This is a genomic window from Nannocystis sp. (genome assembly GCF_016714285.1).
GTDB lineage: Bacteria > Myxococcota_A > Polyangia > Nannocystales > Nannocystaceae > Nannocystis.
This window is the reverse complement of record NZ_JADJNN010000012.1, coordinates 174,251-199,981: the sequence shown is the minus strand read 5'-3', so window position 1 is coordinate 199,981 and position 25,731 is coordinate 174,251. Positions and strand designations below refer to the sequence as shown.

Below are 25,731 nucleotides of genomic sequence, written 5' to 3'. Positions count from 1 at the left end.
AGCCTGAAGCGGGGACCTTAGAGGGTGCCCTTGATGACCTGGCTCGACTTGTCCGCGGCGGTGACCTTCTTGGTGGTGGTCTTGCCGTCGGGATACTTCCACTTCACCGTGTGGGCGCCGGCGGTGACCATCACGGTGACTGGCGTGGGCTTGGGCTGCTTCTGGCCGTCGACCCACACAGTCGCGGGCGGGAGGCCGGGGCCCGAGCCGATCTTGAGCTCGGCGGTCTTGGCCTTCGGCGGCTGCTTGGGCTTCGGATCCTTGGGCTTGGGCGGCGTGACCTCGCCGGGGGGCGGGGTCGGGATCGGCGGCGTGGTCTCGGGTGGCGTCGGCGGCGTGCCGGCCTTGCTCTTGATGAGCACGAGCTTGGCGCTGTCGTTGGGGCCACCGGTGAAGGTGAGCGGGATCTCGCTGGGATCGTAGCCGGCGAGCTCGGCGAGCAGCTTGTAGGTCGCGCCGGGTTTGCGCTGGACCTTGAAGCTGTCGCCGCCCTTGCCGACGACGGTCGGCGGGTTCTGGCCCTCGATGAGCTTGAGGGCGGCCTCTGCCGGCTCGGTGGTGACCGTGACGGTGACGTCGCGGACGCTGAGCTTGACCGGGAAGTTGGCCAGCTGACTGGCGACGACGTCGACCTCCTGCTCGAAGGGGAGATAGGCGTCGCCGAAGTTGACGGTGAGCTTGTGCTTGCCGACCGCGAGGTTGTTGACCACGCGCGAGGAGCCGCTGCCGGGGACCTCGGCGCCGTCGACCAGGATCTTGGCGTCCGCGGGCGAGACCTCGATCTGGAGGCCGCCGACCGTCGGCCCTGGCACAGCCCCGCCGCTGGCCGCAGCTGGCGTGCCGGAGTCGTTGCTGGCGACCTTGCCGGGCTTGTCGCCGCCGCCGGAGAACATGGCGATGACGACGATCAGCAGGAGCACACCCGCCGCGATCCCGCCGATGAGCAGGAAGTTGGGCTTGCGCTTGCCAGTCTCTGTGTCCTCGACGTCGGCGAGCTCCGGCGTGGGCATCGTCTGCTGGCCGCGGCGCGGGGGCTGAGGCAGACCGGGGCTCGACTGCTGCGGGAAGCCGGGGGCGGAGGGCATGGCGCCGCCGGACATCGAGGCGCCGGGCATGGCGCCGCCGGGCATCGAGCCGCCGGGCATCGAGCCGCCGGGCATCGACTGAGCGGCCGCAGCTGCAGCGGCTGCAGCGGCCATGAGCGGCTGGATGATGACGGCAGCCGCGTTGGGCGGCAGCTGCACGGTGGCTGGGCCATCGTCCTCGTCGGCCTCGATCTGCCCGACCTTCGGGATGAGCGGCGCGATCGAACCGGCCTCCTCGGGCTTGACCTTGCTGCGCGCGGCGCTCGGCACGGAGGCGGCCATGGCAGGGGCACCGGGGGCACCCGGGCCACCGGGCTCGTCGAAGAGTTTGGTCTCGAGCTCGTCGTCGTCCCAGTCGAGATCGGGGCCGTCCTCGCTGGACGGGGCAGCCTTGGCGACCGGGGCGACGGTGGGCCGGGGCGCCTGCGTCGGCGGGTGCAGCGGCACCGATGCGATCTTGGGCGCGACGACTGCGGGCGGCGGGGCGCCGCCGGGGACGATCGTCTGCTTGAGCGGATCGGCGGGCTTCGGCATCGCTGCGAGGCCAGCGGGGATCGTCGGCACGGCGCCGGTTGCCCCGGGCTTGAGCGTCGTCGGCCGATTCGACGGCGACATGAGCATGGTCTTGCTGCGCTTGCGGGCGGCGGCGAGCTGCTCTTCGGTGGGCTCGAGGGCATCGCCGGCGCCGGGCTTGGGCAGACCAACGGCGGGCGGCTTGGGGCCGGGCGAGCCGGGCGGCGGCTTGACCGCGGGCGGCGGGCGCGGGGCGCCGGCTGCGGGCGTGGGTGGGGCCGCGGGCGGCGCGGCCTTGGGGGCCGGCACACCGCTCAGCGTGGGCTTGCGACCAGCGGCGGCGCCCGGCGGTGCGGGCCGCGGGGGCGCCGACTTGCCGGTGTTCTTGTCCTTCTCCAGCTCGATCTCGCGGGCGTACTGCTTGCGCATCCACGCGGCGAGGTCCTTGCGGCTGTAGAACATGCCGTGCTGGAACATGAAGGCTTGGAGGTCGTCGTGGAGCTCCATCGCCGTCTGGTAGCGGGTCTCCGGCTCGCCGGAGAGGGCCTTCATGATGATGGCCTCGAGGTCCTTGGGGATCTCCGGGTTCTTGCTGCTCGGGGCGGGCACGTCGACGGTGCGCACCATCTCGAGGGTCGCGAAGTCGGTGTCGCCCTGGAACAGGCGCTGACCGACGAGGGTCTCGAAGAGGACGACGCCGAGCGAGAACACGTCGCTGCGGCGGTCGAGCGGCATGCCGCGGACCTGCTCCGGGGACATGTAGCCGAACTTGCCCTTGAGGATGCCGGCCTGGGTGCGGCTGACGCGACCGGCGGCCTTGGCGACGCCGAAGTCGATGAGCTTGACCTCGCCCTCGTAGGACACGAGCACGTTCGGCGGGCTCACGTCGCGGTGGACGATGTTGAGGTGGCGGCCGTGCTTGTCGCGCTTGTTGTGGGCGTAGTCGAGGCCCTCGCCGACCTTCATCACGATGAAGCAGGCCTGGGCGATCGGCATGGCGCGCCCCTGCTGCTGGCAGCGGGTGAAGATGTTGCGCAGGTCCTTGCCGGCGACGTACTCGAGGGCGATGTAGAAGCTGTCGCCCTGCTGCCCGAGGTTGTAGATCTGGGCGATGTTCCCGTGCTGGAGCTGGCCGGCGATCTTGGCCTCGTCCTTGAACATCGTGATGAACTCGTCATCCTCCGCGATGTGGGGCAAGATCCGCTTGACCGCGACGGTGCGTTCGAAGCCCTCCACGCCGTGCTCTGTGGCCTTGTACACCTCTGCCATGCCACCCACGCTGATGCGCTCGATCAGCTTGTAAGGGCCGAATTGGGTGATCTGATTCAACAGGAACTCCGACCCGTACGCGCGTGGACGTAGGGCTGCAACATGTGAGCCCGAAGCCTGGCAAAAGTCAACGTCCTCGTCGCTTCAAGAGGCATTGGGGGAGGCTTTGGGGGAGGCTTTGGCCACGACCGGAAAACCGGGCCAGGAGGGCGGGGTATTCGGGGCACTCAGGCTATTTTGGGGCTGGCCGCTGGCCCGCCGCGGCCCCTGCGGACGCACGTGGGACCTGGCGCGGGTTTGTCCACGACCGGCCGGGCGTGGTGAGATTGGGCGGGCTCCGGACCGGGCCGTGGTCGATCGTGGGGCTGCAACGATCCCCCTGCGACGGCCGATGATAAGGTCTGCGAGGCGTACCCATGCGAGACCGGCACGACGATCCCAGCGGACCAGACCCCCTCCCCCGGCTTGAGCGCGTCGGACCCAGCGGCGCAGCGCAGCCGGCTGCGGACGTCGACTCGGTCGCGGAGGTCGGTGAGGTCGCGGCGAGCGGCGGGCTCACCGGCGTGGCCCCGGTCGAGGCCGCGGCGGCGGATCCCGTGGCGTCGATCAGCGAGGCCCTGGCTGCGGGCGCTATCGACGCTGAGGCGGCGCGCGTGCAGTTGATCGACGCGGTGGTCGCGGCGCAGATGCCCGCAGGGGCTGATCCAGCGCTGTGGCGCGAGATCCGGGCCGAGGTCGAGGCGCTGCTCGCTGGCGATCCGACCCTGGCCGATCTCCTGCGCGTGTGAGGCGTCGGAGGCACCTCCGGTGGGCAGAGACCTGACCTTTGGGTCAGGTGCCCGCAGGTGCCGGGACGCCAACCGGGATGCCAGCCGGGATGCCAGCCGGGATGCCAGCCCCGATGCCAGCCCCGATGCCAGCCCCGATGCCAACCGGGATGCCAGCCATTGGCGCGAGCATGCTGCGGACCTGCGGCGAGACGAAGTGGGCCTCGGTGTCGAAGCGTGAGCGCAGGGCGTCGGAGATCACCTGCATGCGCTCCACCGCCTTGAGCCGCTTGTCCATGATGATGCGCCACTCGCCGCGCACCTTGCACAGGCCGCCGCCGCCCTGGCTGAGGCCCGTCATGGCGTCGTAGCTGACGCGCACGCCGAGGTTGCTCGCCAGCTGCTCGAGCTCCTGCAGCTGCTTGTTCGCGTCACCCGTTGCCATGCGTGCGAGCAAGGTGCCTCAAAGCATGGCGCCGCGCCAGCGCTAACGCGGCTGTCCTTTGGGACATCTGAAGAGCACCTGAGGGTGCCTGATCAGGCGCCGCTGCGCTGGGCGGCGCGACGCGGGAGCAGCTGGGGATCGGCCTCGAAGGCGCGCTCGAGGGCGTCGAGGGCGCTGGCGAGGTGGGTCGCGGGGGCGCCGGTGGCGGTGGTGATCCGCGGGGTCTCGATCACGACGGTGACGATCTGATCGCCGGGACGTCCGGCCTCGGCGGGGGCGCCCTTGCCACGCAGGCGCAGCTTGGCGCCGGTGGTCACGCCGGCGGGGATCTCGACCATCGCCACCCCGGTGAGGGTGGGCACCGGGAGCTTGCCGCCGCGGGCGGCCTCGCCGAGGCTTACGTAGAGCTCGCCGAGGATGTCGAGGCCCTCGCGGCGCAGCCACGGGTGCGGGCGGACGTTGATGGTGACCCGCAGGTGCCCGGGTGCGCCGCCGAATTGACCGGGCTCGCCCTGGCCCTCGACGAGCTTCTCGACGCCCGACTCGGTGCCGGGCGGGAGGCGCACGTGGAAGCTCCGCTTCTCCCGCCGCGAGCCGCGGCCGGAGCAGGGCGCGCAGGGATCTTGCTGGATCATGCCGACGCCGCCGCAGCGGCCGCACGGGCTGTAGCGGCGCAGAAAGCCCTCGCCCTTGACCTCGCCGCGACCCTGGCACAAGGGACAGGTGATGGGCGGGCGCCCGGCGGGGCGGGCCCCGGTGCCGCCGCAGGTGCTGCAGGCGCCGGCGGCCTCGAAGTTGATCTCGTGCTCGCCGCCGAGGACGGCCTGGGCGAGCTCGACGGTGAGGGTGTAGCGGATGTCGCGGCCGCGGCGACGCTCACGGCGCTGGCGGCCGAACACGTCGCCGACGACGGCGGCGAGCAGGTCCTTCGCGGTCTGGAGGCTGACCCCCTGCCCGCCCTGCCCGCCGATCAGGGTCTCGGGGAGGAGGCGCTGGGTGTCGTAGCGGGCGCGCTGGGCCGGGTCGCTGAGGACGGCGTAGGCGGTGGAGATGGCGCGGAAGCGGGCCTCGGCGTCGGGGTCGTCGGGGTGGCGATCGGGGTGCGTGGCGAGGGCGAGGCGGCGGTAGGCGGCCTTGACCTCGTCCTGCGATGCGTTGGCGGCGACGCCGAGGACGGCGTAGTGATCCTGGTAGCTCATTCGCGGGACCCCTCGGCGAGCAGGGCGGGTGTTTCGCCGAGGACGGCGTGGTGATCCTGGTAGCTCATTCGCGGGACCCCTCGGCGAGCAGGGCGGGTGTCTCGGCGTCGCCGAGGACGGCGTAGTGATCCTGGTAGCTCATTCGCGGGACCCCTCGGCGAGCAGGGCGGGTGTCTCGGCGTCGCCGAGCATCGCGGCGTAGATCTGGCGGGACGATCGCTCGAGCGCGGCGAAGGCGGCTTGCAGCTCGGGGCCGCCGCGGGCGCCCGCATGGTCACCGAGCAGCCCGCGCAGGGCCGCGACGTCGCGCTGCACCGACTCGCGGACGGCGGCGGGGAGGCCCTCGCCGTAGCCCTCGAGGGCGCGCTCGCAGGCGTAGGCGAGGGTCTCGCAGCGGTTGCGCGTCTCGACGATGGCGCGGCGGGAGAGGTCGTGCTGGCGGGCGTCCTCGGCCTCCTGGGCGAGCGCCTGGACCTCGGCGCGGGTCAGGCCGGAGGCGGGCTGGGCGACGATCGCGGCCTCCTTGCCGCTGAGCAGCTCGCGGGCGCTGACGCGGAGGATCGCGTCGGCGTCGAGCTCGAAGCGGACCTGGATCTGCGGGGCGCCGCGCGGGGCGGGCGGGATGTCGGTGAGCTGCAGGCGGGCGATGCTGCGGTTGTCCTCGGCCATCTCGCGCAGACCCTGGAGCACGTGCACGTGCACGATCGATTGGTTGTCGACGCTGGTGCTGAAGGTCTCGGTGCGGCGGGTGGGGATCGGGGTGTTGCGGGGGATCAGCACCGAGAACACGCCGCCCTGGGTCTCGACGCCGATGCTGAGCGGGACGACGTCGAGCAGGACGAGGTCGGCGAGCTCGCCGGCCAGGACGGCGCCCTGGATCGCGGCGCCGATCGCCACGACCTCGTCGGGGTTGTGGGCGGTGCTGGGCTGGCGGCCGAAGCACTCGGCCACGGCCTCTACGACCGCGGGCATGCGGGTCTGGCCGCCGACCAGCAGGACCTCCTCGACCTGGTCGCGGCGCAGGCCGGCGTCGGCGAGGACGCGGCGACAGGGGCCGAGGCTGCGATCGATCAGCGGCCGCGTGAGGCGCTCGAGTTCGCGGCGGGTGAGCGTGAGCGCGAGGTGCAGCGGCTGGCCGTCGACGGCGGCGATGAAGGGCAGGTTCAGCTCGGTGGCGAGGGCCCAGCTGAGCTCGTGCTTGGCCCGCTGGGCGGCGTCACGCAGGCGCGCGAGGGCGGCGCGATCGCTGCGCAGATCGACGCCGTGCTCGCGCTGGAACAGGTCGGCGATGTGATCGACGACGGCGCTGTCGAAGTCCTCGCCGCCGAGCTGCGAGTCGCCGGCGGTGGCGAGGACCTCGAAGGCGCCGCTGCGCAGCTCGAGCAGGGAGACGTCGAAGGTGCCGCCGCCGAGGTCGTAGACGGCGACGATCTGGGGCGGCCTGTCCTTGCGGTCATGGAGGCCGTAAGCGAGGGCGGCGGCGGTGGGCTCGCTGAGGATGCGTTCGACGCGGAGGCCGGCGATGGTGCCGGCGTCGCGGGTGGCCTGGCGCTGGGCGTCGTCGAAGTAGGCGGGGACGGTGATGATGGCGCGGGTGACCGGCTCGCCGAGGGCGTCGGCGGCGGCGTCCTTCAAGTACGCGAGCACCTGCGCGGAGATCTGGCTGGGTGAGCGGCGACGGCCGTGGACTTCGGCCCAGGCGTCGCCGTTGGCCGCGGCGACGACGGTGTAAGGCAGCCCGCGGCGCACGGCCTCGACCTCGGCGAACTTGCGGCCGATGAGGCGCTTGGCGGCGAACACGGTGGCGGCTGGATCTTTGCTGGCGCGCTGGCGGGCGGCCTCGCCGACGAGGATGTCGTCGCCGACGAAGGCGACGACGCTCGGGGTGGTGCGGCTGCCCTCGCGGTTGGCGAGCACGCGCGCCTCGCCGCCGTCCATCACGGCGACGCAGGAGTTGGTGGTCCCCAGGTCGATGCCGAGGATCGGGCCCGGCTTGCTCGTCATCGCGGGATCTCGATCATGGATCACGCCGCGGGGCCGGCCTTGCCAGGCGAGCCAGTCGAGCCGGGGCCGGCGATCACCACGCGGGCGGGGCGCAGGAGGCGATCGCCCTGGCGGTAGCCGCGTTCGAACTCGAAGGTGACGGTGCCAGGGGCGTGGTCGGCGGAGTCGACCTGCGAGAGGGCCTCGTGCAGGGCCGGGTCGAAGGGGTGCCCAACGGTGGGCACGGGCTCGATGCCGTGGCGGGCGAGCGCGCCGCGAAACTCGTGGGCGACCATCTCGATGCCCTTGAACAGCTGCTCGTTGCCGCGGGCCAGCTCGAGCGCGCGGTCGAGGTTGTCGGCGGTCGGGAAGAAGCTGCTGAGCAGGTCCTGGCGGGCGCGGAACACGGCGTCGTCGATCTCGCGACGGGTGCGCTTCTTGAAGTTCTCGTGATCGGCGACGGCGCGGAGCCACTTGTCCTTGAGGCTCGCGACCTCCTGCTCGGCCAGGGCGAGCTTCTCGGCGTCCAGGAGCGCCATGCCGGCGGCCGAGTGGTCGGGGCTTTGGTCGGGGTCGTTGCTTGCTTGGCTCATGCGGCTCCGTATGTGGCGACTCGGCCGTGCACACGCAAGCGGGACGTGACCTATCCCTCGCTTGTACGCGCCGCCAGTGCCTGGGCGGCGTACTCTACCAGAGGAATGACGGCCTCGTAATCCATGTGATCGGGGCCCAGCAGCGCGACGGCGGTGGTCTTGCGGCCGTCGTCGTCGGTCGAGTGGAGGCGACAGCCGACCAGGCTAAGCCCCGCGAGCACGAGCGGCTCGTCGCGGATGAACAGACCGCCGGGCCCTGCTGCGCCCGCGGGGCCTGCTGCGCCCGCGGGGCCAGCCGTGCCCGGGACCTCGCCGGCGACGTGGACCTCGGCGCGGGCCGAGCCGACCTGCTCCGGGAGCAGCTGACACAGCAGCTCCGCGAGGCTGTGATAGTCGTCGAAGAGGCTGAGGATCTGCGCGAGGGTGGTGCCGCTGTGGCCGGCGAGCAGCTTCTGGCCGGCGATCTGGACCCACAGCGGATCGAGGGCGGCGGCGCTGCACAGCCACAGGCCGAGGCGCAGGCTCTCGGCGAGCAGGCGATCGAGGTGGGCCTCTTGCTCGGCCCACATGCGCGTGAGATCGGCGCGGGCCTCGGCGAGGGTCTTGCCGATGCACAGGCCGCGCAGGCGCTCCTGGACGCGCAGCAGCGAGGCGCCGCCCTTATCGCCGGCGAGCCCGCCGACGAGGCTGGGGTCGAGGTTGACCGGGTGCACGTGGGTGGCGCCGTCGGCGAGGCCGACGACGACCAGCGCGCGATGACCTTGCACGGGGACGAGGTCGACCTGGCGCATCACGCCGCGGCGGCCCTCGCCGACGAAGCTGACGGCGACGCAGCCGACCAGCTCGCTGAGCACGCGGACCGCGGCGCGCATGCCCTCGGGGCCCTGGACGACCTCGCCGAAGGAGACGTCGACGGCGCGGCGGACCTCGGCGCGCAGCGGCGGGAGGGCGCCGAGCGAGCGCACGTAGAGGCGCATGCCCGCGGCGGTGGGCAGGCGCCCGGCGGAGTGGTGCGGCTGCTGCAGGAGGCCGTGCTCCTCGAGCGCGGCGAGCTCGTTGCGGATCGTGGCCGAGGAGCACTCGAGGTGCTGGGTGAGGTTGGCCGACGCGACCGGGCGACCGGTCACGATGTAGTCGCGACACAGCGCGAACAAGATCCGCTGTCGTCGGGGACTCAGCTCTGCCACCGTCGCCCTTGGTAGCGCGATCAAGCGGGACGCGCCAGTCCCAGGGTCGCGCGCTCAGGCGAGCAGATCGGCGGCGATCGAGTCGTGCCAGAGCCAGCGGCCGGGGGCGACGCGCAGGCAGGCGTCGCCGAGCTCGAGGTTGCCGCGGGCGACCTGCCGCAGCGTGCGGGCGGCGATCCAGGCGCGATCGACGGCGGGGAAGCGGGCCAGGAAGGCGGCGAGATCGAGGCCCGGGAGGTGGCGCAGGCCGGTCCACAGGCCCTCGGCGGCGGCGGCGAGCGGGGCCTGTGGATCGAGCTCGCCGGCGATCCCGGGGTCGGCGCTCCAGGGGCCGAGGCCGCGGCGGTTGCCGCGGCGGATGACCGAGCCGTCGTCGGCGTACACGGCAGAGTGGGCCGAGGGTCCGAGGCCGAGGTAGTCGCGCCAGGTCCAGTAGCCGAGGTTGTGGCGGGCGCGCTGGCCGGGGGCGGCGTAGCTGGCGACCTCGTAGTGCTCGAGGCCGGCGGCGCACAGGGCCTCGCCCGCGGCGAGCAGGAGGTCGGTCTGGTGCTCGGGGTCGGGGAGGCGCCGCTTGCCGCGGCGGACCAGGGTCTCCCACGGGGTCCCGGCCTCGATCGTGAGGCCGTAGATCGAGACGTGGCGGGCGCCCGAATCGACGATCGCGGTCACGTCGGCGCGGAGGCTGGCGAGCGTCTGTCCGGGCCAGCCGACGATGAGGTCGGCGCTGATATCGAGGCCGGCGCTGCGGGCGTCGCTGAGCGCCGCGAGGGCGCGCGTGCGGCTGTGGACGCGACCGAGGGCGGCGAGGCCGTGGGGGTCGAGGGTCTGGACGCCGAGCGAGACGCGGGTGCCGCCGAAGCCGGCGATCGCGGCGAACAGGGCCGGGTCGCCGTGCTCCGGGTTGACCTCGACGGTGTACTCGGAGCCCGGGCCACGGCCAGCGCCGGGGAAGTTGGCCGCGATGAAGGCCGCGAGCGCGCGCAGGCCGTCGACGCCGAGCAGGCTCGGGGTGCCGCCGCCGAGGTAGACGGTCGGCCAGGCGTCGCCGGGCGGGATGACACCTGTCTCCGGGGACATGTCCTTGCGGGCAGCCAGCTCACAGCCAAGGCCAGCAATGAAGGCCACAGCGTCGGGGCGGCGACCGACCTGGAAGTCGAAGTCGCAGTAGGGACAGGCGCGGGCGCAGAACGGGACGTGGACGTAGAGGCCGGCCACGCGGGGACCTTGCGCGCGTGGGCTAGACGTCCGAGACGAGCGCGGCGAGCTCGGCCCCGTGCGGGACGTCGTCGTAGAGCTCGACGCCGCCGTCGCTGCGGAAGCGCGCCGCGATGCCGCGCCACCACCAGTGCGGGAGGGCGTCGAGGTCGACGCCGGCGCCGCGCAGGGTGGTCATCTGACCCTCGACGGAGTCGATGCTGCCGGCGTGGAAGCCCTGGCCCTGGCCGCGCAGCTGCGAGCCGAGGCGCCTGGCGGAGCGCAGGGGCGTGCCCTCCTCGGCCCACTCCTGGGCGGCGACGAAGGCCCGGCGGGCGATGCCGAGGTCGGGGAACTCGAAGATGTGGCCGTGGACGTGGAGCTCCTCGCCGAGCAGGACAGCGAGGCGCGCCGAGTACATCGACAGCAGCTGCTCATAGACGGCGAGCGACGAGCCCATGCGGGCGACGGCGTCGGGGCGGATGAGGGCGACGACCTCCTCGGCGTTGGCGTAGGCGAAGGAGACGTTGTGCGACTGCAGCAGGCCGATGCCGGCGCGCACCGTGAGGCGGGCGAGCTCGGAGTCGAGGGTGTCGCTGTGGCGGGCGCGCTGCTCGAGCAATCGAGTCAACCCCTCGGGCCGCGGGGCGAACTGCATGACGAGGCGAAAGCCGGGCATGGGCTCGTGATCGCCGAGCACGCGGAAGGCGGAGAACTTCCCCCAGGTGTGGTTTCCTTGGACCTCAGCGCTGTTCATCCGACGAGCCTCGCGTTCACGCACGCACTGCTGACTGCAACCCAACTACTTCATGGTGAAGACGGTGTAGGCGATGTATCCCAGGCCGCCGAGGCCGAAGATGACGAGCAGCCAGGTGAGGGCTGCACCGCCCTTCTTGTTCTGCTCGGCCATCACGCCGTGACCGAAGCTGCCGGCGGTCGCGCCCGTGTCGAGCGAGGACAGCGCGCCGGTGGTCATGGACTGGCCGGGGCGGATGACCGGGCGGCCCGCGGTCGGCACGCGGCCGAGCTGCGCGGGGCCCTGCTTCTGGACCGGGGCGACCGGGCCTGGCACGGGCGGCCGGGTCGCCGGGCCCTTGCGCGGCGGGGCCTCGGCCTCGATGCGGGGCATGGCGACCCGCTCACGCGGGCCAGCCTTCTTGCCGCGACGCCCGGAGCCAGCGGCGTCGGACTCGGTGGCGGCGGGGGTGGCCGCGGCCGAAGCCTGTTGCTCGCGCAGCTGCTGGAACTCGGGCCCGAGCAGGGCCTCGAGGTTGCCGATCGTCATCGACTTCTTGTTGCGGACGCCGGATGTGTCCGGCTGGGACTCGAAGGAGCGGGCCCACTCGGGGGCGTCGTCGTTCTTGGCGGCCTCGAGCGAGTCGAACTTGTCGAAGTCGAGGGCCTCGTCGACGAGGTCGTCGTACTGATCGTCGTAGTTGACCTCGGCGGGCGCGCCCTCGCCGAACATCTCGCTCATGTAGGCGCTGATCATGCGCGGCGTGCAGCGGATGCCGGCCTGCTCCGTGTACTTCTCCAGGTCACGGAACATGTGGTCGCAATTTTGGTAGCGCTCGGCGGGGTCGACCTCGAGCGACTTCATGATGATCGCCTCGAGCGCGGGCGGGAACTCGGCCTTGACGAAGGTGGGCGCCGGGATGTCGCCCTCGACGATGCGCTCGGCGACCTCCTCGGGCAGGCCGCGGAACAGGCGGCGGGCGAGGCACATCTCGTAGAGGACGATGCCGAGGGCGAAGATGTCGGCGCGGAGGTCGAGCTCGTGGCCGAGGACCTGCTCCGGGGCCATGTAGGCCAGTTTGCCGGCGAATTGGCCCTCGCCGGCCGTCTGCAGGCTGGCGCGTGTGGCGGCGATGCCGAAGTCGACGATCTTGCAGGTGCCGTCGTATCCGACGTGGATGTTCGTGGGGTTGATGTCGCGGTGGCACAGGCCGAGCAGGCGGCCGCGATCGTCGGCGCGGGTGTGGACGTAGTGCAGGCCCTCGAGCGACTGCATGACGATGCCGATCGCGATCTGCATCGGCAACATGTGGCCGGTCTTGACGGCGCGGCGCAGCACGGCGACCAGCTCCTCGCCCTTGAGGAGCTCCATGGCGATGAAGTACTCGCCCTGCAGCTCGCCGAGGTCGTAGGTGTGGACCACGTTCTGGTGGGTCAGCGTCGCGGCGACGCGGGCCTCGTCGAGGAACATCTGGACGACGCTGGGGCGGGCGGCGAACTCCTCGCGCAGGCGCTTGACCACGAGTTCCTTGGCGAAGCCCTCGATGCCCGAGTACTGGGCGCGATAGATCTCCGCCATACCGCCAGTCGCGATGTGCTCGACCAGCACATATTTGTCGCCGAATGGCGTGGGCTCAATGTTGCTCAAGGTCGCACCAGCCTAACGGATCCGGGATCCAGCGCCAAGCCCCGGGCAGAGGGCGAGACGCGGCCCGCGGGTGGTGAGGCGGTGACTTCGCTGCGATGGCGTGGGCATTGACCCGGAGGACTACCGGTGTTTGTGCACGGACTCGGACCTGGGCGGTGGCCGCGGGCGCCGGGCCGGGCCGCGAAACGTCCGCGGTTTCGGCTTTCCGCGCGGCGCCCTGTCGCGCTCCCGTCGCTGCTGTGGCTCGCTCCACTGGCAGTCCCACTCAGTCCTGTCAGTCGCGCTCCGCTTTGAGATCTCGCTGCATGAGCGCGTCGACCGCGGTGCGGACGCTGATGCCCTCGTAGAGGATCGCGTGCATCATCGCGGTGATCGGCATCTCGACGCGCTCGCGCCGGGCCAGGCGGTGGGCGCTGAGGGTGTTGTTGACGCCCTCGGCGACCATGCCCATCTCCTTGAGGATCGCGTCGAGCTGCTGGCCCTGGCCGAGGGCCAGGCCGACCCGGCGGTTGCGTGAGAGGCCGCCGGTGCAGGTGAGCACGAGGTCGCCGAGGCCGGCGAGGCCGGAGAGCGTGGCCGGGTGGGCGCCGAGGGCGTGGCACAGGCGGCCGATCTCGGCGAGGCCGCGGGTGATGAGCGCGGCGCGGGCGTTCTGGCCGAGGCCGGCGCCGTCGCACACGCCCGCGCCGAGGGCGATGACGTTCTTGAAGGCGCCCCCGAGCTCGACACCGACGACGTCCTCCGTGACGTAGGCCCGCACGCCGTCGCCGCCGAGCATGTGCTGGATCTGCTCGGCGACGGCGCGCTCGTGGCTGGCGATGACCACGGCGGTGGGCAGGCCGCGGGCGACCTCGGCGGCGAAGCTCGGACCGCCGAGCACGGCCATGCGTCGGGCGTGCGCGGGAGGCAGGGTCTGGGCGACGACCTCGGCCATCGTCGCGAGCGTGTCGACCTCGACGCCCTTGGCCGCGACCAGGTAGAGCGGCGGGTCGGCGAGCTCGGCCTGGACCTCGCGCACGGCGAGCAACGAGGTGCGCAGGGCGTGGCTGGGGATCGCCAGGATCACGAGCGCGGCGTCGGCGAGCGCGGCGGCCTGGTCGGCGCTCGCCTCGAGGTTGTCGGGGAACGGGAAGTCGGGGAGGTAGCGGGCGTTCCTCCGCTCGCGTCGCATCAGCTCGAAGTGCTCGACGCTGCGGGTCCACAGGCGGGTGCGGAGGCCGCGACGCGCGGCGTGCAGGGCCAGCGCGGTGCCCCAGCTGCCAGCGCCTAGCACGGTGACGACGGGCGTGGTGGACATGCGAGCCTTATATCACCGGACGCGCGGCGGAGCGCCCGGGACCCGCATCACCCGACGCGGGGCGGGCCAGCATCACCGGACGCGCGGCGGGGCGTCGGGGATCAGCGGGAAGGCGGCGGCGAGCTCGGGCGGGACGCGGTCGAGGGCGTGGGCGCGGCGGCTGACGAACACCCAGAGGGTCTCGCAGCGGGCTAGCGTGGTGCCGTCGGCCCGCGACACGGTCGTCTTGCGGCGCGAGCTGACCTTGGTCATCTCGCTGACCCAGGTGCGGACGAGCAGATCGTCGTCGACGAAGGCGGGGCGCAGGTACTCGATCGCGTGCGAGCGCACGACCCACGCGGCGCCGAGCTCCTGGTAGCGGGCGAGGCTCCATCCGACGGCCTCCGAGTGATCGATCGCGGCGGCGAGGACCCACTCGAGGTAGCGGAGGTTGTTGACGTGGCCGAGGGCGTCGATGTCGGCGGCGACGACGGTGCGGCGCTGCTCGAACACGGGGCTCGGCTCGGCGGGTGCGGGGCCTCGGGGACATGCGCGCGACGATAGCCGCTGCCGGAGCGCTGGACGCGACGATGTCGCCCCGGTGTGGCGAATGTGGCGAATGTGCCGGACGCAGCGACTGCAGCTGTGCGAGGGTCTGCGAGGCGATGCCGCCTGGCACGCGCCGCACAACCCCCGCGTCGAAGACCCGCGCCCCACCCCGCCCGTCCACCCGTCACCCCCGCGGCGATGGTACGATGGGCCCTCGCGCCGCGACAAGATCACGTCGGCGCGCACGCACGATGCTGCCGCCGCGCTACGCGAAATGGCTGACCGACCTGCTCGGAGGGACATTGCCCGAAGAACAGGCGGCGACCTGCTCGAGCTGCGCGATGCAGGGCGAGGCGGTGGCGGAGGGCTACCGCTTCCGCGCCGACGCCAAGTGCTGCACCTACGTGCCGGCGCTGCCGAACTTCCTGGTCGGTGCGGCGCTGCGCGAGCTGCCGCCGGGGCCGGGGCGCGCGAGCCTCGAGTCGCGGATCGAGGACCTGGCGACCTGCACGCCGCACGGGCTCGACGTGAGCGAGGCCGACCGCGCGCGCTACCAGGCGCTGGTCGCCGCCGAGACTTTCGGCCGCGACCCCGACCTGCGCTGCCCGCATTACCTGGCGGAGCAGGGCGGCCTGTGCGGGATCTGGCGCCAGCGCAACGGCGTGTGCGCGACCTGGTTCTGCAAGCACGATCGCGGCGCGGCCGGGCAGCGCTTCTGGCAGGCCGCGGAGGCGCTGCTGACCCTCGCCGAGCGCGAGCTGTGCCACTGGTGCGCGTGTCAGCTGCTGTACCGCGAGGCGCCGCCGGGGGCCGCGGAGATCGATGACTCGCTGTCGGAGTGGTCGGCCTGGGTGCCGCTGCGCCGCGACTACTACCTGCGCGCGGCGGCCCTGGTCGACGAGCTGAGCTGGCCCGAAGTACAGGTGATCGGCGGGCCCGAGCTGGCCGCGCTGGTGGAGCAGTTGCAGGCCGCCCACGCGGCGCTGCGATCGGAGGGCTCGGCCGGGCCGGCGTCGGGGCTGGTCGCGCTGCGACGTCCGCCGGCGGTGCTGGTGCCGGGGACGGTGAAGCTGGCGCAGCGCGGGCCGACGACGACTCGGGTCGTGACCTACAGCGACAGCGACGCGCTCGAGCTGCCGAACGAGCTGCTCGCCCTGCTGCCGCGCTTTGACGGTCGCCCGACCGAGCAGGTGCTCGCGGAGCTGGCCCGCGAGGGGGTGATCCTCACCCCGGATCTGGTGGCGCGGCTGGTCGACTTCGCGGTGCTCGAAGCACCGGCGTGAGGCCGGGTGTACGCGGGCGGGAGATCGGGTAGGGTCGCGCCGCGATGCTCCGCCGCTCCCTCGCGCTGCTGCTCCTGGCCGCCTGCGGTGAGGCCGGGGTCGCGGTCGACGCGGGCGACGCGGGCCTTGGGGTGTCCCCGGAGGAGACGCCGGCGAGCCCGCGCGAGCAGACGCCGGCGCCGCTGGCCGATGCGTTCCACGCTGGCGACATCGAGTTCGCGCGACCGGGGCTGCGCTTCGACTGGCCGGTGGAGAGCGTGCACATCACCTCGTACTTCGGGTGGCGCACCAACCCGATCACGGGCGCGGGGACCAAGCTGCACCGCGGGCTCGACCTGCGCGGCGAGACCGGCGACCTCATCCTCAGCATCGGCCCGGGTGTGGTGAGCTTCGCGGGCAGCGACCCGCTGCTCGGCAACCTTGTGATCGTCGATCACGGGCTCGGGGTGACCAGCTTCTATGGCCACATGAGCGACATCCTCGTGCACGTCGGGCTGCCGGTGGATCGCGGGGTGGCGCTCGGGCTGGTCGGGAACACCGGGCGCAGCGAGGCGCCGCACCTGCACCTCACGGTCAAGCTCGGGGCCTTCGCGGTCGATCCTCTGTGGCTGATCGGGGCGCCGCTGCACCCCTACCCTGCCCTCGCCAGCTACGTCAGCGAGGAGGACTGATCGTCGCCAGCAGCCCGCGGCGGAGGTCGACGCGCCGCTCCTAGGCCCGCGCGGCGCGGCCGAGGAAGCCGCACACGCCGACCACGGCGAGGCCGGCGACGAGCGAGCCGTACACGCCCGAGAGCAGCGGCGGGCTCGACTTGGCGAGCACGCCCGCGGCGACGAGTCCGGCGACCAGCACGCCCGCGAGGCCCTCGCCCGCGACCACGCCCGAGGCGGCGAGGATGCCGGCCCGCGCCTCGCCCTCGCGCTCCGGCGCGGCGCCCCGCGAGGCCATGGCGCGCACGCAGCCGCCGACGAAGATCGGGGCCATCGAGGCCAGCGGCAGGTACACGCCGATCGCGAAGGCCAGGCCCGAGACGCCGCACAGCATCGCCGCGCCCGAGACCCCGGCGCCGGTGAGCACCAGGCCCCAGGGCAGCTCGCCGCTGAGCACGCCCTCGATGATCGTCTTCATCAGGGTCGCCTGCGGGGCGGGCAGCTCCTTGCTGCCGAAGCCGTAGCTCGACAGCAGCATCACGGTCGCGGCGACGGCCCAGCAGGCGCACGCGGCCCCGATGAGCTGGCCGAGCTGCTGGCGCGCCGGGGTGGCGCCGACCAGGAAGCCGGTCTTGAGGTCCTGCGAGATGTCGCCGGCCTTCGAGGCCGCGACCGCGACGATCGTACCGACGGTCAGCACCGCCGCGCGGGCGCCGGGCTCGACCCAGCCGAAGGCGGCGAACAGCGAGGCGGTGCCGAGCAGGGTGACCAGGGTGATGCCCGAGGTCGGCTGCGAGGACACGCCGACGATGCCGACGATGCGCGCGGCGACGGTGACGAAGAGCAGGCCGAACACCGCCACGCCAGCCGCGCAGACCGAGCGCGCGGCCAGGCCCATCTCACCCGCGAGCACGCCGGGGACCAGGGCGACGACCAGGACCACGGTGGCGATCGCGGCGGCGATGAAGCTGCCGGGGAGGTCGCGGTCGGTGCGCTCGTCGCTGGTGGGACCTGTCCCTTTGCGCATGCCCCGAAGGACAGCCACGAAGGCGCCGAGCATGGTCGGCAGGTTGCGGGCGACGGTGAGCACGCCGGCGGTGGCGACCGCCCCGGCGCCGATGTAACGGATGTAGCGGGCCCAGATCTCGCCGGTGTCCATGTCGGCGATGCGCAGGAGCGGCTCGGGGTAGAGCGGTCCGGGCAGACCGGCGCCGATCCAGGCGATCAGGGGGATCAGGGCCAGCGACGAGATCACGGCGCCGGCGACCACCACCGCGGCCTGGCGGTAGCCGAGGATGAAGCCGACGGCCAGCAGCGCGGGCGCGACCTCGATCGCCAGCTCGGCGCGCGGCAGGATCGGCAGGCCGGCGTGCAGCTCGGTGGGCATCAGGAACAGCAGCGAGCCGGCGAGCTTGACCAGCGCGCCGACGGCGATGCCGCGGAAGATCCACGCGCTGCCGGAGGCGCCCGAGGTGGTCGCGCGCAGCACCTCGGCGCAGGCGGTGCCCTCGGGGTACGGCAGCTCGTGGTGGGCCTGGACGATGAGCAGGCGGCGCAGGGGGATCATCGCCGCGAGCCCGAGCAGGCCGCCGAGCAGCGCCAGCACGACCACCTGCCAGTACGGCGGCGCGAGGCCCCACAGGAACAGCGCGGGGATCGTGAAGATCGTGCCGGTCGCCAGCGAGGTCGAGGCCGAGCCGATCGTCTGGGCCATGTTGGCCTCGAGGATCGTCACGCCGCGACGGCGCAGCACGGCGACGGTCATCACCGCGGCGGGGATGGAGGCCGAGACGGTCATGCCGACCTTGAGGCCGAGGTAGGCGTTGGCCGCCCCGAACACCAGCCCGAGGACGATGCCCGTGATCACCGCGCGCGCCGTGAACTCCGCCAAGCCAGGGTTTGCCTGCGTCATGCTCCTCCGTGAGGCCGGCACGGTAGCGCGATCGCGGGCCGTCCGTCAGTCGTGCTCGTGGTCCTCGGGCTCGAGCACGCGGTCGCTGAGGCGGGCGACCTGACTCGCCGCCACGCGGCTCTCGATCGCGGCGACCAGATCGTCGAAGCCGAGGGCGCCAGGGGCCAGCGGCAGGCCGGCCATGGCGAGCACCGCGTGCGCCTGCAGGCCACAGTCGGGGCCCAGCGGCATCGCGTGCACGGCTGGCGACCAGCCCTCGGCCCGCAGCCGATCGAGCTCGCAGCGCAGCGGGCCGCCGCAGCGCGGGCAGGCCACGGGTGACGGCTCGCCGCGCCACAGCGCCAGCAAGGGATCGCGGCGCCAGCGGCCGTGACCGCGGGCCTCGGACCACCACTTCGCGTCGAATCGGTAGACACCGGGCAGGCTCGCGGGCAGCACGTGCTCGGCGAGCCAGGTGGCGCTGAGGTAGTACGCGGGGGCCTGGCGCTCGTCCTGCTCACGAGCCTCGACGAAAATCGCGGGGCGGTCGAAGTGAGGGTCGTGGTCCCAGGCCGCGGCGAGCGAGCTGCGGGCCGCCCCGGCGAGCCGAGTGAATCGGTGACCGACGATCGCGCGGGTCATGCGATCGGCGAACACCCACAGCACGTTGCCCAGCTTGCGCCACGGGTCGGCCGTGATGTCGCAGACCTTGAGCTTGTCGCAGGCGAGGCCGCCGTCGCGGCGGCGCCACACGGACACCAGCTTGAGCTCGATGCGGTCCTCCCAGTCGAGCTGCTCGGAGCTGTCGTGGGGGTCGAGCCCGAAGTGCCACTGCAGGGCGTTGCCGAAGCGGCCGCGGGCGTGGATCGGCGCGACCAGGGCGGCCGCGGGCCCGAGGCCGAGGCCGAGGGCCGACTCGGCCAGCGCCTCGAGGTGAGCGCAACGTCGCAGCGGCGTGTCCGCCACGGGCGGCGGATGACGCAGCGGGAGGCGCATCAGGTGGCCGGCGGCGGGGTCGGCGGGGTCTCGACCTTGGTCTCAACCTTGGTCTCGGTCTTGGTCTCGGTCTTGGTGCCGTCGGGCTTGTCGGTCTTGCTGTCGGTCTTGGTCTCGGCCTTGGTCTCTTCCTTCTTCTTGCCGGGCTGCTCGGCGCAGGCGCCGAGGCTCAGGAGGGACAGACCGAGGACGAGGTGAAATGCGGTGCGCATGGCGAGCACGCTACGGAAAGGGTTCGCGGCGGTCAAGGGCCGTCCAGGGCCGCCCAGGGCCGTCCAGGGCCGTTCAAGCGTTGGCCGGCGGCAGCGCGTTCGGGCGGCCGTCCTCGTCGACGTGCACGTAGACGAGTTCGGCGCTGGTGACCTCGACGCAGTCGCGCGCGACGGGATCCTCGGCGAGCACGCGGACCTGGACGGTGAGCGAGGTCCGGCCGCGCTTCACCACGCGCGCGTAGCAGCTGACGATGTCGCCCACGTGCACGGGGGCCTTGAACACGACCTCGCGGATCGCCACGGTGACGACCTTGCGCGCGCCGACGCCGTGGGCCGCGACGGCGCCGGCCTGGTCGATGAGGCTGAGGATGTGCCCGCCGAAGATCGTGCCGTGGGCGTTGGTGTCGCGCGGCATCATCAGCACGCGGATCGCGGGAGAGCCGAGGTCTTCAGTCATGGCGCGCACACTGTCGCCCGCCCGCCGGTGAAGCGCCAGCGACGATCGGCGATCACGGCGGCCGACGCCCGACGGCGCGGAAGATCGCGGCCTGGATCTCGCTGGCGTCGGCGTAGTCGGGGCAGTACGAGAGCGCGGGGTCCTTGTCGGACAGGGCGCGGAAGCGCCGCTCCTCGCGGCTGAAGTCGTAGGAGAGGATCACCGGGCCGTGGAAGCCGGCGTCGCGCAGCGCTCGCAGCACGAACAGGCCCTGGTTGTCCTGCTGGAAGGCGCGGGCGCGGGCGACGTCGCCGTTGAAGCGGGCCGTGAGCCCGACTAAGTCGCCGAGCAGCGCCTCGTTCGGCGTGCGATCGAAGCGCATGTCGAGGTAGACCAGATCGGGCTGCAGCGTGCTCAGGAGGGTGCAGGCCCAGCCGCCGCTCTTGGCCTGGGTGTAGCGGATCCCGCGGGCGACGAAGGTCGAGAGGTTCTGCAGGTACTCGTCGCCGTCCTCGACGATCAGGACCTTGATCTCGCGTGGGTCGATCTCTCGCGACCCGGAAGTGTTGGACGAACTCATGGGACCTCCTCGACGGTGAAGAAGCGGAGCACGACGGCCTTCTGCCAGCCGGGCTCGGGCTCGACGGCGATCGAGCCGTCGTAGCGGGACAGCAGGTCGGCGGTGATGCCCATGCCGCGCTCGACGTAGCGGCCGCGCAACATCTCGTTGCTGAGCTGCTCGCTCGAGCGATCCTGGATGCGGATCGCCAGGCTGCTGAGGCCGGTGATCTCGTCCATCTCGGTGACCAGGGCGACCCCGAGGGCGATCGGCTTGGGCGCGTAGAGGACGCTCGACTGCAGCGAGTTGCGCATGACGTTGGTCAGGATGTCCTCGAGGTCGGAGCGGAACACTCGCACGCGGGCGCCCTCCCCCGCCACCTCGAGCTCGCGCACCTGCACGCCGCCGAACTGGGCCTCGGCGACGACCTGGGCGAAGACCTCGCGGACCAGGCCGGGCGCGACCTCGACGATGCACAGCGAGTGGATCACGCTGCTCAGCGACTCGAAGGCCTTGCGCCCGAGCACGTGGCCCGAGCGGACCAGCCGGCGCGACCAGTCGAGCTTAACGGTCGGGCGGTCGCGGGTGGGGTGCGCTGCATCGCCTCGAGCCCGCGCAGATCCTCGAAGGCGGTGATCATGGCGCTGAAGATCGGGTCCTTGCGGCCGAGGTTCAGGGTGACGCCGTGGCTGCGCCCGACCTTCTGCAGCTCGGCGACGTAGCCGAGGAAGCGGCCGTAGATGCCGCGCTCGCGCATGCCGGCGGGCTGACCCGCCGGGGCCCCGCCGCGGTGCTCGCCGAACAGGCGGCGGGCGACGATGCCGGCCCGCACCTCGGCGTCGGGCTCGTCCATCTCGAGCGCGCGGCCGACGTCGGTGAGGAAGGCGGTGTTGTGCTTGAGGATCTCGTGGCGGATGAGGCTCAAGATCCGGGCGACCTCGGGGAAGCTCTTGGGCGCGCGCTGCAGCAGCTGGGCCAGCGAGGCGCCGCGCAGGCGCCGGTACACCTGCCACGCGGGGATCGAGATCAGGAGCAGGAGCAGGGCGCCGATCGCGAGATAGAGGCGCAGGAACACCTGGTCCATGCGCTCCCGCAGGCGCCGACCCGCGTCCCAGTAGAGGTCGTAGGGGCCGGCGGCGGCGAGGTAGCGGTCGAGCTCGTCGGAGGCGTCGAGCACGCGCAGGTCGGACCACAGCAGCTGGGCCAGGCGGAAGCGGGCCGTCGAGGCGCCGAGCTCGGCGGCCCGGCGCAGGTGGGTGGTGGCCTCGTCGGGCAGGTCGCTCTCGAGCAAGAGGCCGAGGCGCTCGTGCACCTCCATCTGGTCCTCCTTCATCGCCAGCGAGGTCTCCCAGAACTCGCGGGCGTTGCCGAAGCGGCCGGTCGCGTAGGCGACCTTGGCGAGCTCGTTGAGCACGACCTCCTCGCCGGGGAACTTCTTGCGGGCGCGCTCGAGCACCCGCTCGGCTTGCTGGAAGTCCTGCTCCTCGCTGACGCGCAGGTAGGCCTCGTTGATCATGCGCTGCAGCTCGGGATCGAGGCGCTGGAGGTCGCGCGGGGGCTCGGGGAGGATCGAGGGGTTCTCGGCGGCGGGCTCGCGGTTGAGCTCGTCGCGGGCGCGCCGGGCGAGCTCGCGGTCGGGGTCGTCCTCGGGGATCGGGGCGTCGAGGAAGCGGGTGAAGGAGCGACGCGCCCGCTCGCGGTCGATGCGGGCGTAGAGCTGCCCGAGCTGGAAGTGCAGGTGGTAGAGATCGGGGCGCAGCAGCAGCGCCGTCTCGAGGTGCTTGATCGCCTGCTCGTCCTCGCCGCCGGCGAACTCCTTCTTGTAGAGCAGGCCGAGGGCCATGTGCGCCTCGTAGTCGAAGCGGTCCATGCGGATGCTGATCTTCAGCTCCTCGGCGGCCTTCGGGACCCGACCGCTGCGCGCGTGGACGATCCCGAGGACGTAGTGCGCCTTGGGGAACCACGGCGAGTCGGCGATCGCCTTGTCGAGCTCGCGCTCGGCGGTGGCGAGGTCACCGGTTCGCAGCGCCGCGACGGCGCTGGTGTACGCGGCCTCCGCGGCCTGACTCGGCTTGCCGCCCTGCTCCTTCTCCAGCCGGTCGAGCTGCACCTCGAGCTTGAGGTCGTCGACGCTCTTCTTGGCCTGCTTGGCGGCGGTGGTGCCCGGGTAGCGGCGCAGCAGCTCCTCGTAGATCTGGATCGCGGCCTCGGGGTTGTCGGTGCTGCGGTAGAGGGCCGCCTGCAGGGCCAGCGCGTCGGCGGCCGGCTTGCGCCCGATCTGCTCGCAGTCCTTGCGGTAGCGCTCGAGCTCCTGCAGCGCGGCCCGCTGGAGCGCGAGCCGCTCGCGCTCCCGCTCGGCGGCCTCGGCCTGGCGCGCCTGCAGGACGGCGATGGTGAAGCGGATGTCGCCGGGGCGATTGGCCGACTTGGGGTCGTCGTCGGCGACCTCGAGCGCGAGGCTCAGGCGCTCCGCGTCCGTGCGGGTGTCGCACTGACCCAGCCAGGTGACGAGGGTGCCGCGCTGCTCGAGCCACAGGCCGCGCGGGTCGTAGGTCCGCAGCAGCCGCAGATCTTCGATCGCGCGCTTGGGGCACTGGCCCTCCTTCGTGCGCTTGTGCCGGAGATAGGCGCGACCTTTGAGCGCCGCCGGATCGCCGGGCTGGAGCTTGAGCGCCGCGCTGTACTCGCGGATCGCGTCGTCGAGGCGGTTCTCACGCTCGGCCCGCTGGGCGCGGCTGATGTGCAGGTCGAACTCCTGCAGCCGCTGCTGCGGGGTCATCGGCGGGGTCTCGCCGAACTCGTCGCCGGGTCCGCCGGTCTCGCCGGTGTCGGCCTCCAGCACCGGCGGCGGCGGCAAGCCATCGGCCGGACCCTCGGCCTCGAGCGCGGGCTTCACGGTGACTGCAGGCGGGCGCGCTTCAGCGGACTTCTTGCCAGCGGGCGCGGCGACGACGTGACCGGCGAGGCCGAGCACGAGGCCGAGCACGAGGCCAGTAGCGGCGATGCGCAGGGACATCGCCCCGATGACGCCCGCCCGCGTCCGCATGTTCCGTCACTCCCCCGTCTTGCGCTTGAGGAGGCGCAGCTTCATGCCGAGCTGGTTCATGCGCAGCTGGATCTTGCGCCCGGCCGTCTCGTCGCCGAGCAGGAGCGCGGCCATCTGCCCGAGATCGGCGCCGCAGCGCTCGTAGAGCTGCTCGAGGTACTGCCGCTCGACGGCGCAGGAGACCGCGTTGAGCGAGTCCCCGGCCTCGAGATCGACGACGAAGCGCCGCGGGCCCGCGGCGGCCATCGGCAGGTCGACGACCTCGGGCGGGGTCATCGGTCGCAGCAGGTCGCTGACGATCTTCGGCGGGATCGGGATGACGTCGGGGCGCCCCTCGCCGGGGCGCTGGGGTTCGATCTTCTCGGCGCGCTCGACCAGCTCGACCAGCGTGAAGGTGACGAGGTTGGACAGGGTCATGGCGAACTGACGGAAGTTGCCCGGCCACTCGAAGTCGTGCAGCAGCTTGAAGCTGCTCGGGTGGAGCAGGAAATGGATCCGCCGCACGTCGGCGCGGGGTGGGACGCCGCGGCCGGCGCTGATCGGGAGGTTGGCCGCGAGGCCGCGCTGCTCGGCGTACTGCCCGAGCAGGTCGCGGTTGTAGGCCTCGCCGACGACCTGACGCATGAACCAGGCGAGCAGATCCTCGAAGTCGTCGCGACGCTCGCGTAGGCTCGGCAGGGTGACCGCGGTGGCCGGGTTCAGGCGCATGTACAGGTCCTCGCGGAAGCGGCCCGCGCGGACCAGGGCGCCGAGGTTCTCGTTGGTGGCGACGACGATCTTGATGTCGGTGACGATCTCCTTGACGGCGCCGACCGGGCGGTACACGCCCTCCTGCAGCACCAGCAGCAGCGACTTCTGCAGCTCGAGCGAGAGGTTGCCGATCTCGTCGAGGAAGAGGGTGCCGCCGTGGGCCCGCGTCAGCACGCCCTCGCGCGTGTTGGTCGCGCCGGTGTAGGCGCCCTTGATCACGCCGAACAGGTGCGCGGCCATCAGATCGGTCGGCAGCGTCGAGAGGTCGACGGCGACGAAGGGGCCAGGTCGCTGCGAGCGCGGGTGGATGAACTCGCGGGCGACCAGGCTCTTGCCCGTGCCGGTGGCGCCCTGGATGATGATCGGCAGGCGGCCGCGCGCGAGGATCGAGAGCCGGCGCTGGAGGCTGGACATCGCCCCGGTCGCGCCCCAGTAGAAGGGGTCGTCGTCGTTGGCGGCCGGACGCTCGCGGCGGGCGAGGATGGCGTCGACCTGCAGCTTGAGCGAACGCGCGTCGAGGTAGTCGTCCGCGAGCAGGTAGGTGTAGTCCTCGGCCTGCAGACGCTCGGCGTCGGTCTCGAGCGGGAGGTCGTCCCGCGAGGTCATCACGATCACCGGCAGATCGGGGTAACGCTCGCGGATCGCGGCGAGGATGTGCAAGCCCTGGCTACGGCGCAGGCGCTCGATCTGGCGGCTGGCGTCGCCGCGGGCCAGCAGCGCGGCCTTGTCCTGCGGCAACAGATCGGCCTCGGGGATGTCGAAGTGGACGTCGAGCAGGACGAGGTCGACCTTGCCGGCGTGACGCCGCAGCGTGTCGGCGGCCTCGCGATAGTTGCGGGCCGGCGGCAAGAAGCTGTGCTCGGGCATGTGGCGCCGGCACAGCTCGAGGTAGCTGTCCTCGTCGTCGATGATGAGGATCGAGGACATGCGAGGCTCTTAGGTCTCGGCCTGGAGGAGACGACGATGGAGCTGCTGCAAGGCGCTGCGGATCGTCCGCTGCGCGGCGCGGATGGTCGAGCGCTGGCTGGCGAGCGCGACGCGATCGCGGGCCCGCAGCGCCGGCTCGGCCGCCTGCAGCTCGGCGACGGCGGCGTCGACGTCGTGCAGCTCGGGGTGGCGCCAGGGCTTGGGGAGCGCGCCAGCCAGCCGCTGCCACACCGCCCAGGCGGGCTCGGGCGGGCCGTCCGCGGGGGTCCGCGTGCGCAGCAGGTCGCGCTCGAGGGCGTCGATCAGCTCGTCGCGCACGGGGCCATGCCAGCAGTCCTCATCGAGGTTGGCCGACATCCACGCCACATACTTGCCGAGGTCGTGCTTGAGCGCGGCGATCTGCCGGCCAAACTCGAGGTCGTCGCTGCTGTCGTCCATGGCCGGCGCAAGGATCCCCCAGCTCGCGCGCCGGAGCAAGCACCCTCAGGCGTGCCATGTGCCGTGATCAGCCTGGCGTGATCAGCCTGGCGTGGTCAGC

Annotated in this window: 23 protein-coding genes; 3 read left to right on the top strand and 20 right to left on the bottom strand. The window is 72.4% G+C overall.

All coding sequences use genetic code 11. The features are described from left to right. Positions 1–17: 17 nt before the first annotated feature. Positions 18–2,927 carry a serine/threonine protein kinase gene (locus IPJ59_RS21745; protein WP_293273147.1) on the bottom strand — a complete coding sequence of 970 codons (2,910 nt, stop codon included), beginning with the start codon at positions 2,925–2,927 and terminating at the stop codon, positions 18–20. 503 nt (positions 2,928–3,430) lie between these two features. Here IPJ59_RS21745 and IPJ59_RS21740 point away from each other — a divergent pair. Further along, a complete protein-coding gene (locus IPJ59_RS21740; protein WP_293251319.1) occupies positions 3,431–3,655 on the top strand; it encodes a hypothetical protein in 225 nt (74 codons plus the stop codon). Positions 3,656–3,698: 43 nt separating this feature from the next. On the opposite strand, the gene IPJ59_RS21735 is transcribed toward IPJ59_RS21740, so the two are convergent. From IPJ59_RS21735 to IPJ59_RS21690, 10 genes are all read right to left on the bottom strand, one after another. Beyond that, complete coding sequence (locus IPJ59_RS21735; protein WP_293273146.1) at positions 3,699–4,079, bottom strand: hypothetical protein; 381 nt, start codon at positions 4,077–4,079, stop codon at positions 3,699–3,701. A 92-nt stretch (positions 4,080–4,171) separates the two neighbouring features. Further along, on the bottom strand, positions 4,172–5,278 hold the full coding sequence (locus IPJ59_RS21730) for a J domain-containing protein (protein WP_293273145.1): 1,107 nt from the start codon (positions 5,276–5,278) through the stop codon (positions 4,172–4,174). 138 nt (positions 5,279–5,416) lie between these two features. Continuing rightward, on the bottom strand, positions 5,417–7,282 hold the full coding sequence (gene dnaK / locus IPJ59_RS21725; RefSeq protein ID WP_293273144.1) for a molecular chaperone DnaK: 1,866 nt from the start codon (positions 7,280–7,282) through the stop codon (positions 5,417–5,419). 20 nt (positions 7,283–7,302) lie between these two features. Beyond that, positions 7,303–7,854: a nucleotide exchange factor GrpE gene (locus IPJ59_RS21720; RefSeq protein WP_293251311.1), complete on the bottom strand. Its 552-nt coding sequence runs from the start codon at positions 7,852–7,854 to the stop codon at positions 7,303–7,305. 50 nt (positions 7,855–7,904) lie between these two features. Then, positions 7,905–9,041 carry a hypothetical protein gene (locus IPJ59_RS21715; protein WP_293251309.1) on the bottom strand — a complete coding sequence of 379 codons (1,137 nt, stop codon included), beginning with the start codon at positions 9,039–9,041 and terminating at the stop codon, positions 7,905–7,907. 54 nt (positions 9,042–9,095) lie between these two features. Next, positions 9,096–10,256, bottom strand: a complete 1,161-nt coding sequence (locus IPJ59_RS21710) for a coproporphyrinogen-III oxidase family protein (protein ID WP_293251308.1) — start codon at positions 10,254–10,256, stop codon at positions 9,096–9,098. A 22-nt stretch (positions 10,257–10,278) separates the two neighbouring features. Continuing rightward, positions 10,279–10,992, bottom strand: a complete 714-nt coding sequence (locus IPJ59_RS21705) for a hypothetical protein (protein WP_293273143.1) — start codon at positions 10,990–10,992, stop codon at positions 10,279–10,281. 45 nt (positions 10,993–11,037) lie between these two features. Next, positions 11,038–12,618, bottom strand: coding sequence for a serine/threonine protein kinase (locus IPJ59_RS21700; RefSeq protein ID WP_293273142.1), 1,581 nt, complete (start codon positions 12,616–12,618; stop codon positions 11,038–11,040). A gap of 274 nt (positions 12,619–12,892) precedes the next feature. After that, entirely contained in the window at positions 12,893–13,915 is a 1,023-nt protein-coding gene (locus tag IPJ59_RS21695) for an NAD(P)H-dependent glycerol-3-phosphate dehydrogenase (protein WP_293251302.1), read from the bottom strand. Between the two features lie 72 nt (positions 13,916–13,987). Beyond that, positions 13,988–14,407, bottom strand: a complete 420-nt coding sequence (locus tag IPJ59_RS21690; RefSeq protein WP_293273141.1) for an acyl-CoA thioesterase — start codon at positions 14,405–14,407, stop codon at positions 13,988–13,990. Between the two features lie 287 nt (positions 14,408–14,694). On the opposite strand from IPJ59_RS21690, the gene IPJ59_RS21685 reads away from it, so the two are divergent. Both IPJ59_RS21685 and IPJ59_RS21680 read left to right on the top strand, forming a co-directional pair. After that, positions 14,695–15,726, top strand: coding sequence for a hypothetical protein (locus IPJ59_RS21685; RefSeq protein WP_293273140.1), 1,032 nt, complete (start codon positions 14,695–14,697; stop codon positions 15,724–15,726). A gap of 44 nt (positions 15,727–15,770) precedes the next feature. Continuing rightward, on the top strand, positions 15,771–16,397 hold the full coding sequence (locus IPJ59_RS21680) for a M23 family metallopeptidase (RefSeq protein WP_293273139.1): 627 nt from the start codon (positions 15,771–15,773) through the stop codon (positions 16,395–16,397). Positions 16,398–16,437: 40 nt separating this feature from the next. Here the strand turns inward: IPJ59_RS21680 and IPJ59_RS21675 are convergent, their stop codons facing one another. The 9 genes from IPJ59_RS21675 to IPJ59_RS21635 form a co-directional block, all read right to left on the bottom strand. Continuing rightward, positions 16,438–18,288 (bottom strand): OPT family oligopeptide transporter, encoded by a 1,851-nt coding sequence (locus IPJ59_RS21675; RefSeq protein ID WP_293273138.1) that lies wholly within the window; start codon positions 18,286–18,288, stop codon positions 16,438–16,440. A 45-nt stretch (positions 18,289–18,333) separates the two neighbouring features. After that, positions 18,334–19,233, bottom strand: coding sequence for a hypothetical protein (locus IPJ59_RS21670; RefSeq protein WP_293273137.1), 900 nt, complete (start codon positions 19,231–19,233; stop codon positions 18,334–18,336). 29 nt (positions 19,234–19,262) lie between these two features. Then, positions 19,263–19,475 (bottom strand): hypothetical protein, encoded by a 213-nt coding sequence (locus IPJ59_RS21665; RefSeq protein ID WP_293251290.1) that lies wholly within the window; start codon positions 19,473–19,475, stop codon positions 19,263–19,265. A gap of 73 nt (positions 19,476–19,548) precedes the next feature. Continuing rightward, positions 19,549–19,932 (bottom strand): acyl-CoA thioesterase, encoded by a 384-nt coding sequence (locus IPJ59_RS21660; RefSeq protein ID WP_293251288.1) that lies wholly within the window; start codon positions 19,930–19,932, stop codon positions 19,549–19,551. A 52-nt stretch (positions 19,933–19,984) separates the two neighbouring features. After that, the gene (locus IPJ59_RS21655; protein ID WP_293273136.1) at positions 19,985–20,491 is read right to left on the bottom strand and encodes a hypothetical protein; all 507 of its coding nucleotides are present in this window, start codon (positions 20,489–20,491) and stop codon (positions 19,985–19,987) included. Continuing rightward, the gene (locus IPJ59_RS21650) at positions 20,488–20,997 is read right to left on the bottom strand and encodes an ATP-binding protein (RefSeq protein ID WP_293273135.1); all 510 of its coding nucleotides are present in this window, start codon (positions 20,995–20,997) and stop codon (positions 20,488–20,490) included. The genes IPJ59_RS21655 and IPJ59_RS21650 overlap by 4 nt, the downstream gene beginning before the upstream one ends. Further along, a complete protein-coding gene (locus IPJ59_RS21645) occupies positions 20,967–23,486 on the bottom strand; it encodes a tetratricopeptide repeat protein (RefSeq protein WP_293273134.1) in 2,520 nt (839 codons plus the stop codon). The genes IPJ59_RS21650 and IPJ59_RS21645 overlap by 31 nt, the downstream gene beginning before the upstream one ends. 36 nt (positions 23,487–23,522) lie before the next feature. Beyond that, positions 23,523–25,193, bottom strand: a complete 1,671-nt coding sequence (locus IPJ59_RS21640) for a sigma-54-dependent transcriptional regulator (RefSeq protein WP_293273133.1) — start codon at positions 25,191–25,193, stop codon at positions 23,523–23,525. A 9-nt stretch (positions 25,194–25,202) separates the two neighbouring features. After that, positions 25,203–25,631, bottom strand: coding sequence for a hypothetical protein (locus tag IPJ59_RS21635; RefSeq protein WP_293251280.1), 429 nt, complete (start codon positions 25,629–25,631; stop codon positions 25,203–25,205). Positions 25,632–25,731: the final 100 nt, after the last annotated feature.

Excerpts from the sequence above, each read along its gene's own strand:
- IPJ59_RS21735 (WP_293273146.1), bottom strand. The coding sequence starts at position 4,079 with ATGGCAACGGGTGACGCGAACAAGCAGCTGCAGGAGCTCGAGCAGCTG.
- IPJ59_RS21660 (WP_293251288.1), bottom strand. The coding sequence starts at position 19,932 with ATGACTGAAGACCTCGGCTCTCCCGCGATCCGCGTGCTGATGATGCCG.
- IPJ59_RS21720 (WP_293251311.1), bottom strand. The coding sequence starts at position 7,854 with ATGAGCCAAGCAAGCAACGACCCCGACCAAAGCCCCGACCACTCGGCC.
- IPJ59_RS21705 (WP_293273143.1), bottom strand. The coding sequence starts at position 10,992 with ATGAACAGCGCTGAGGTCCAAGGAAACCACACCTGGGGGAAGTTCTCC.
- IPJ59_RS21695 (WP_293251302.1), bottom strand. The coding sequence starts at position 13,915 with ATGTCCACCACGCCCGTCGTCACCGTGCTAGGCGCTGGCAGCTGGGGC.
- IPJ59_RS21640 (WP_293273133.1), bottom strand. The coding sequence starts at position 25,193 with ATGTCCTCGATCCTCATCATCGACGACGAGGACAGCTACCTCGAGCTG.
- IPJ59_RS21635 (WP_293251280.1), bottom strand. The coding sequence starts at position 25,631 with ATGGACGACAGCAGCGACGACCTCGAGTTTGGCCGGCAGATCGCCGCG.
- IPJ59_RS21655 (WP_293273136.1), bottom strand. The coding sequence starts at position 20,491 with ATGAGTTCGTCCAACACTTCCGGGTCGCGAGAGATCGACCCACGCGAG.
- IPJ59_RS21645 (WP_293273134.1), bottom strand. The coding sequence starts at position 23,486 with ATGTCCCTGCGCATCGCCGCTACTGGCCTCGTGCTCGGCCTCGTGCTC.
- IPJ59_RS21665 (WP_293251290.1), bottom strand. The coding sequence starts at position 19,475 with ATGCGCACCGCATTTCACCTCGTCCTCGGTCTGTCCCTCCTGAGCCTC.
- dnaK (WP_293273144.1), bottom strand. The coding sequence starts at position 7,282 with ATGACGAGCAAGCCGGGCCCGATCCTCGGCATCGACCTGGGGACCACC.
- IPJ59_RS21685 (WP_293273140.1), top strand. The coding sequence starts at position 14,695 with ATGCTGCCGCCGCGCTACGCGAAATGGCTGACCGACCTGCTCGGAGGG.
- IPJ59_RS21680 (WP_293273139.1), top strand. The coding sequence starts at position 15,771 with ATGCTCCGCCGCTCCCTCGCGCTGCTGCTCCTGGCCGCCTGCGGTGAG.
- IPJ59_RS21675 (WP_293273138.1), bottom strand. The coding sequence starts at position 18,288 with ATGACGCAGGCAAACCCTGGCTTGGCGGAGTTCACGGCGCGCGCGGTG.
- IPJ59_RS21730 (WP_293273145.1), bottom strand. The coding sequence starts at position 5,278 with ATGAGCTACCAGGATCACTACGCCGTCCTCGGCGTCGCCGCCAACGCA.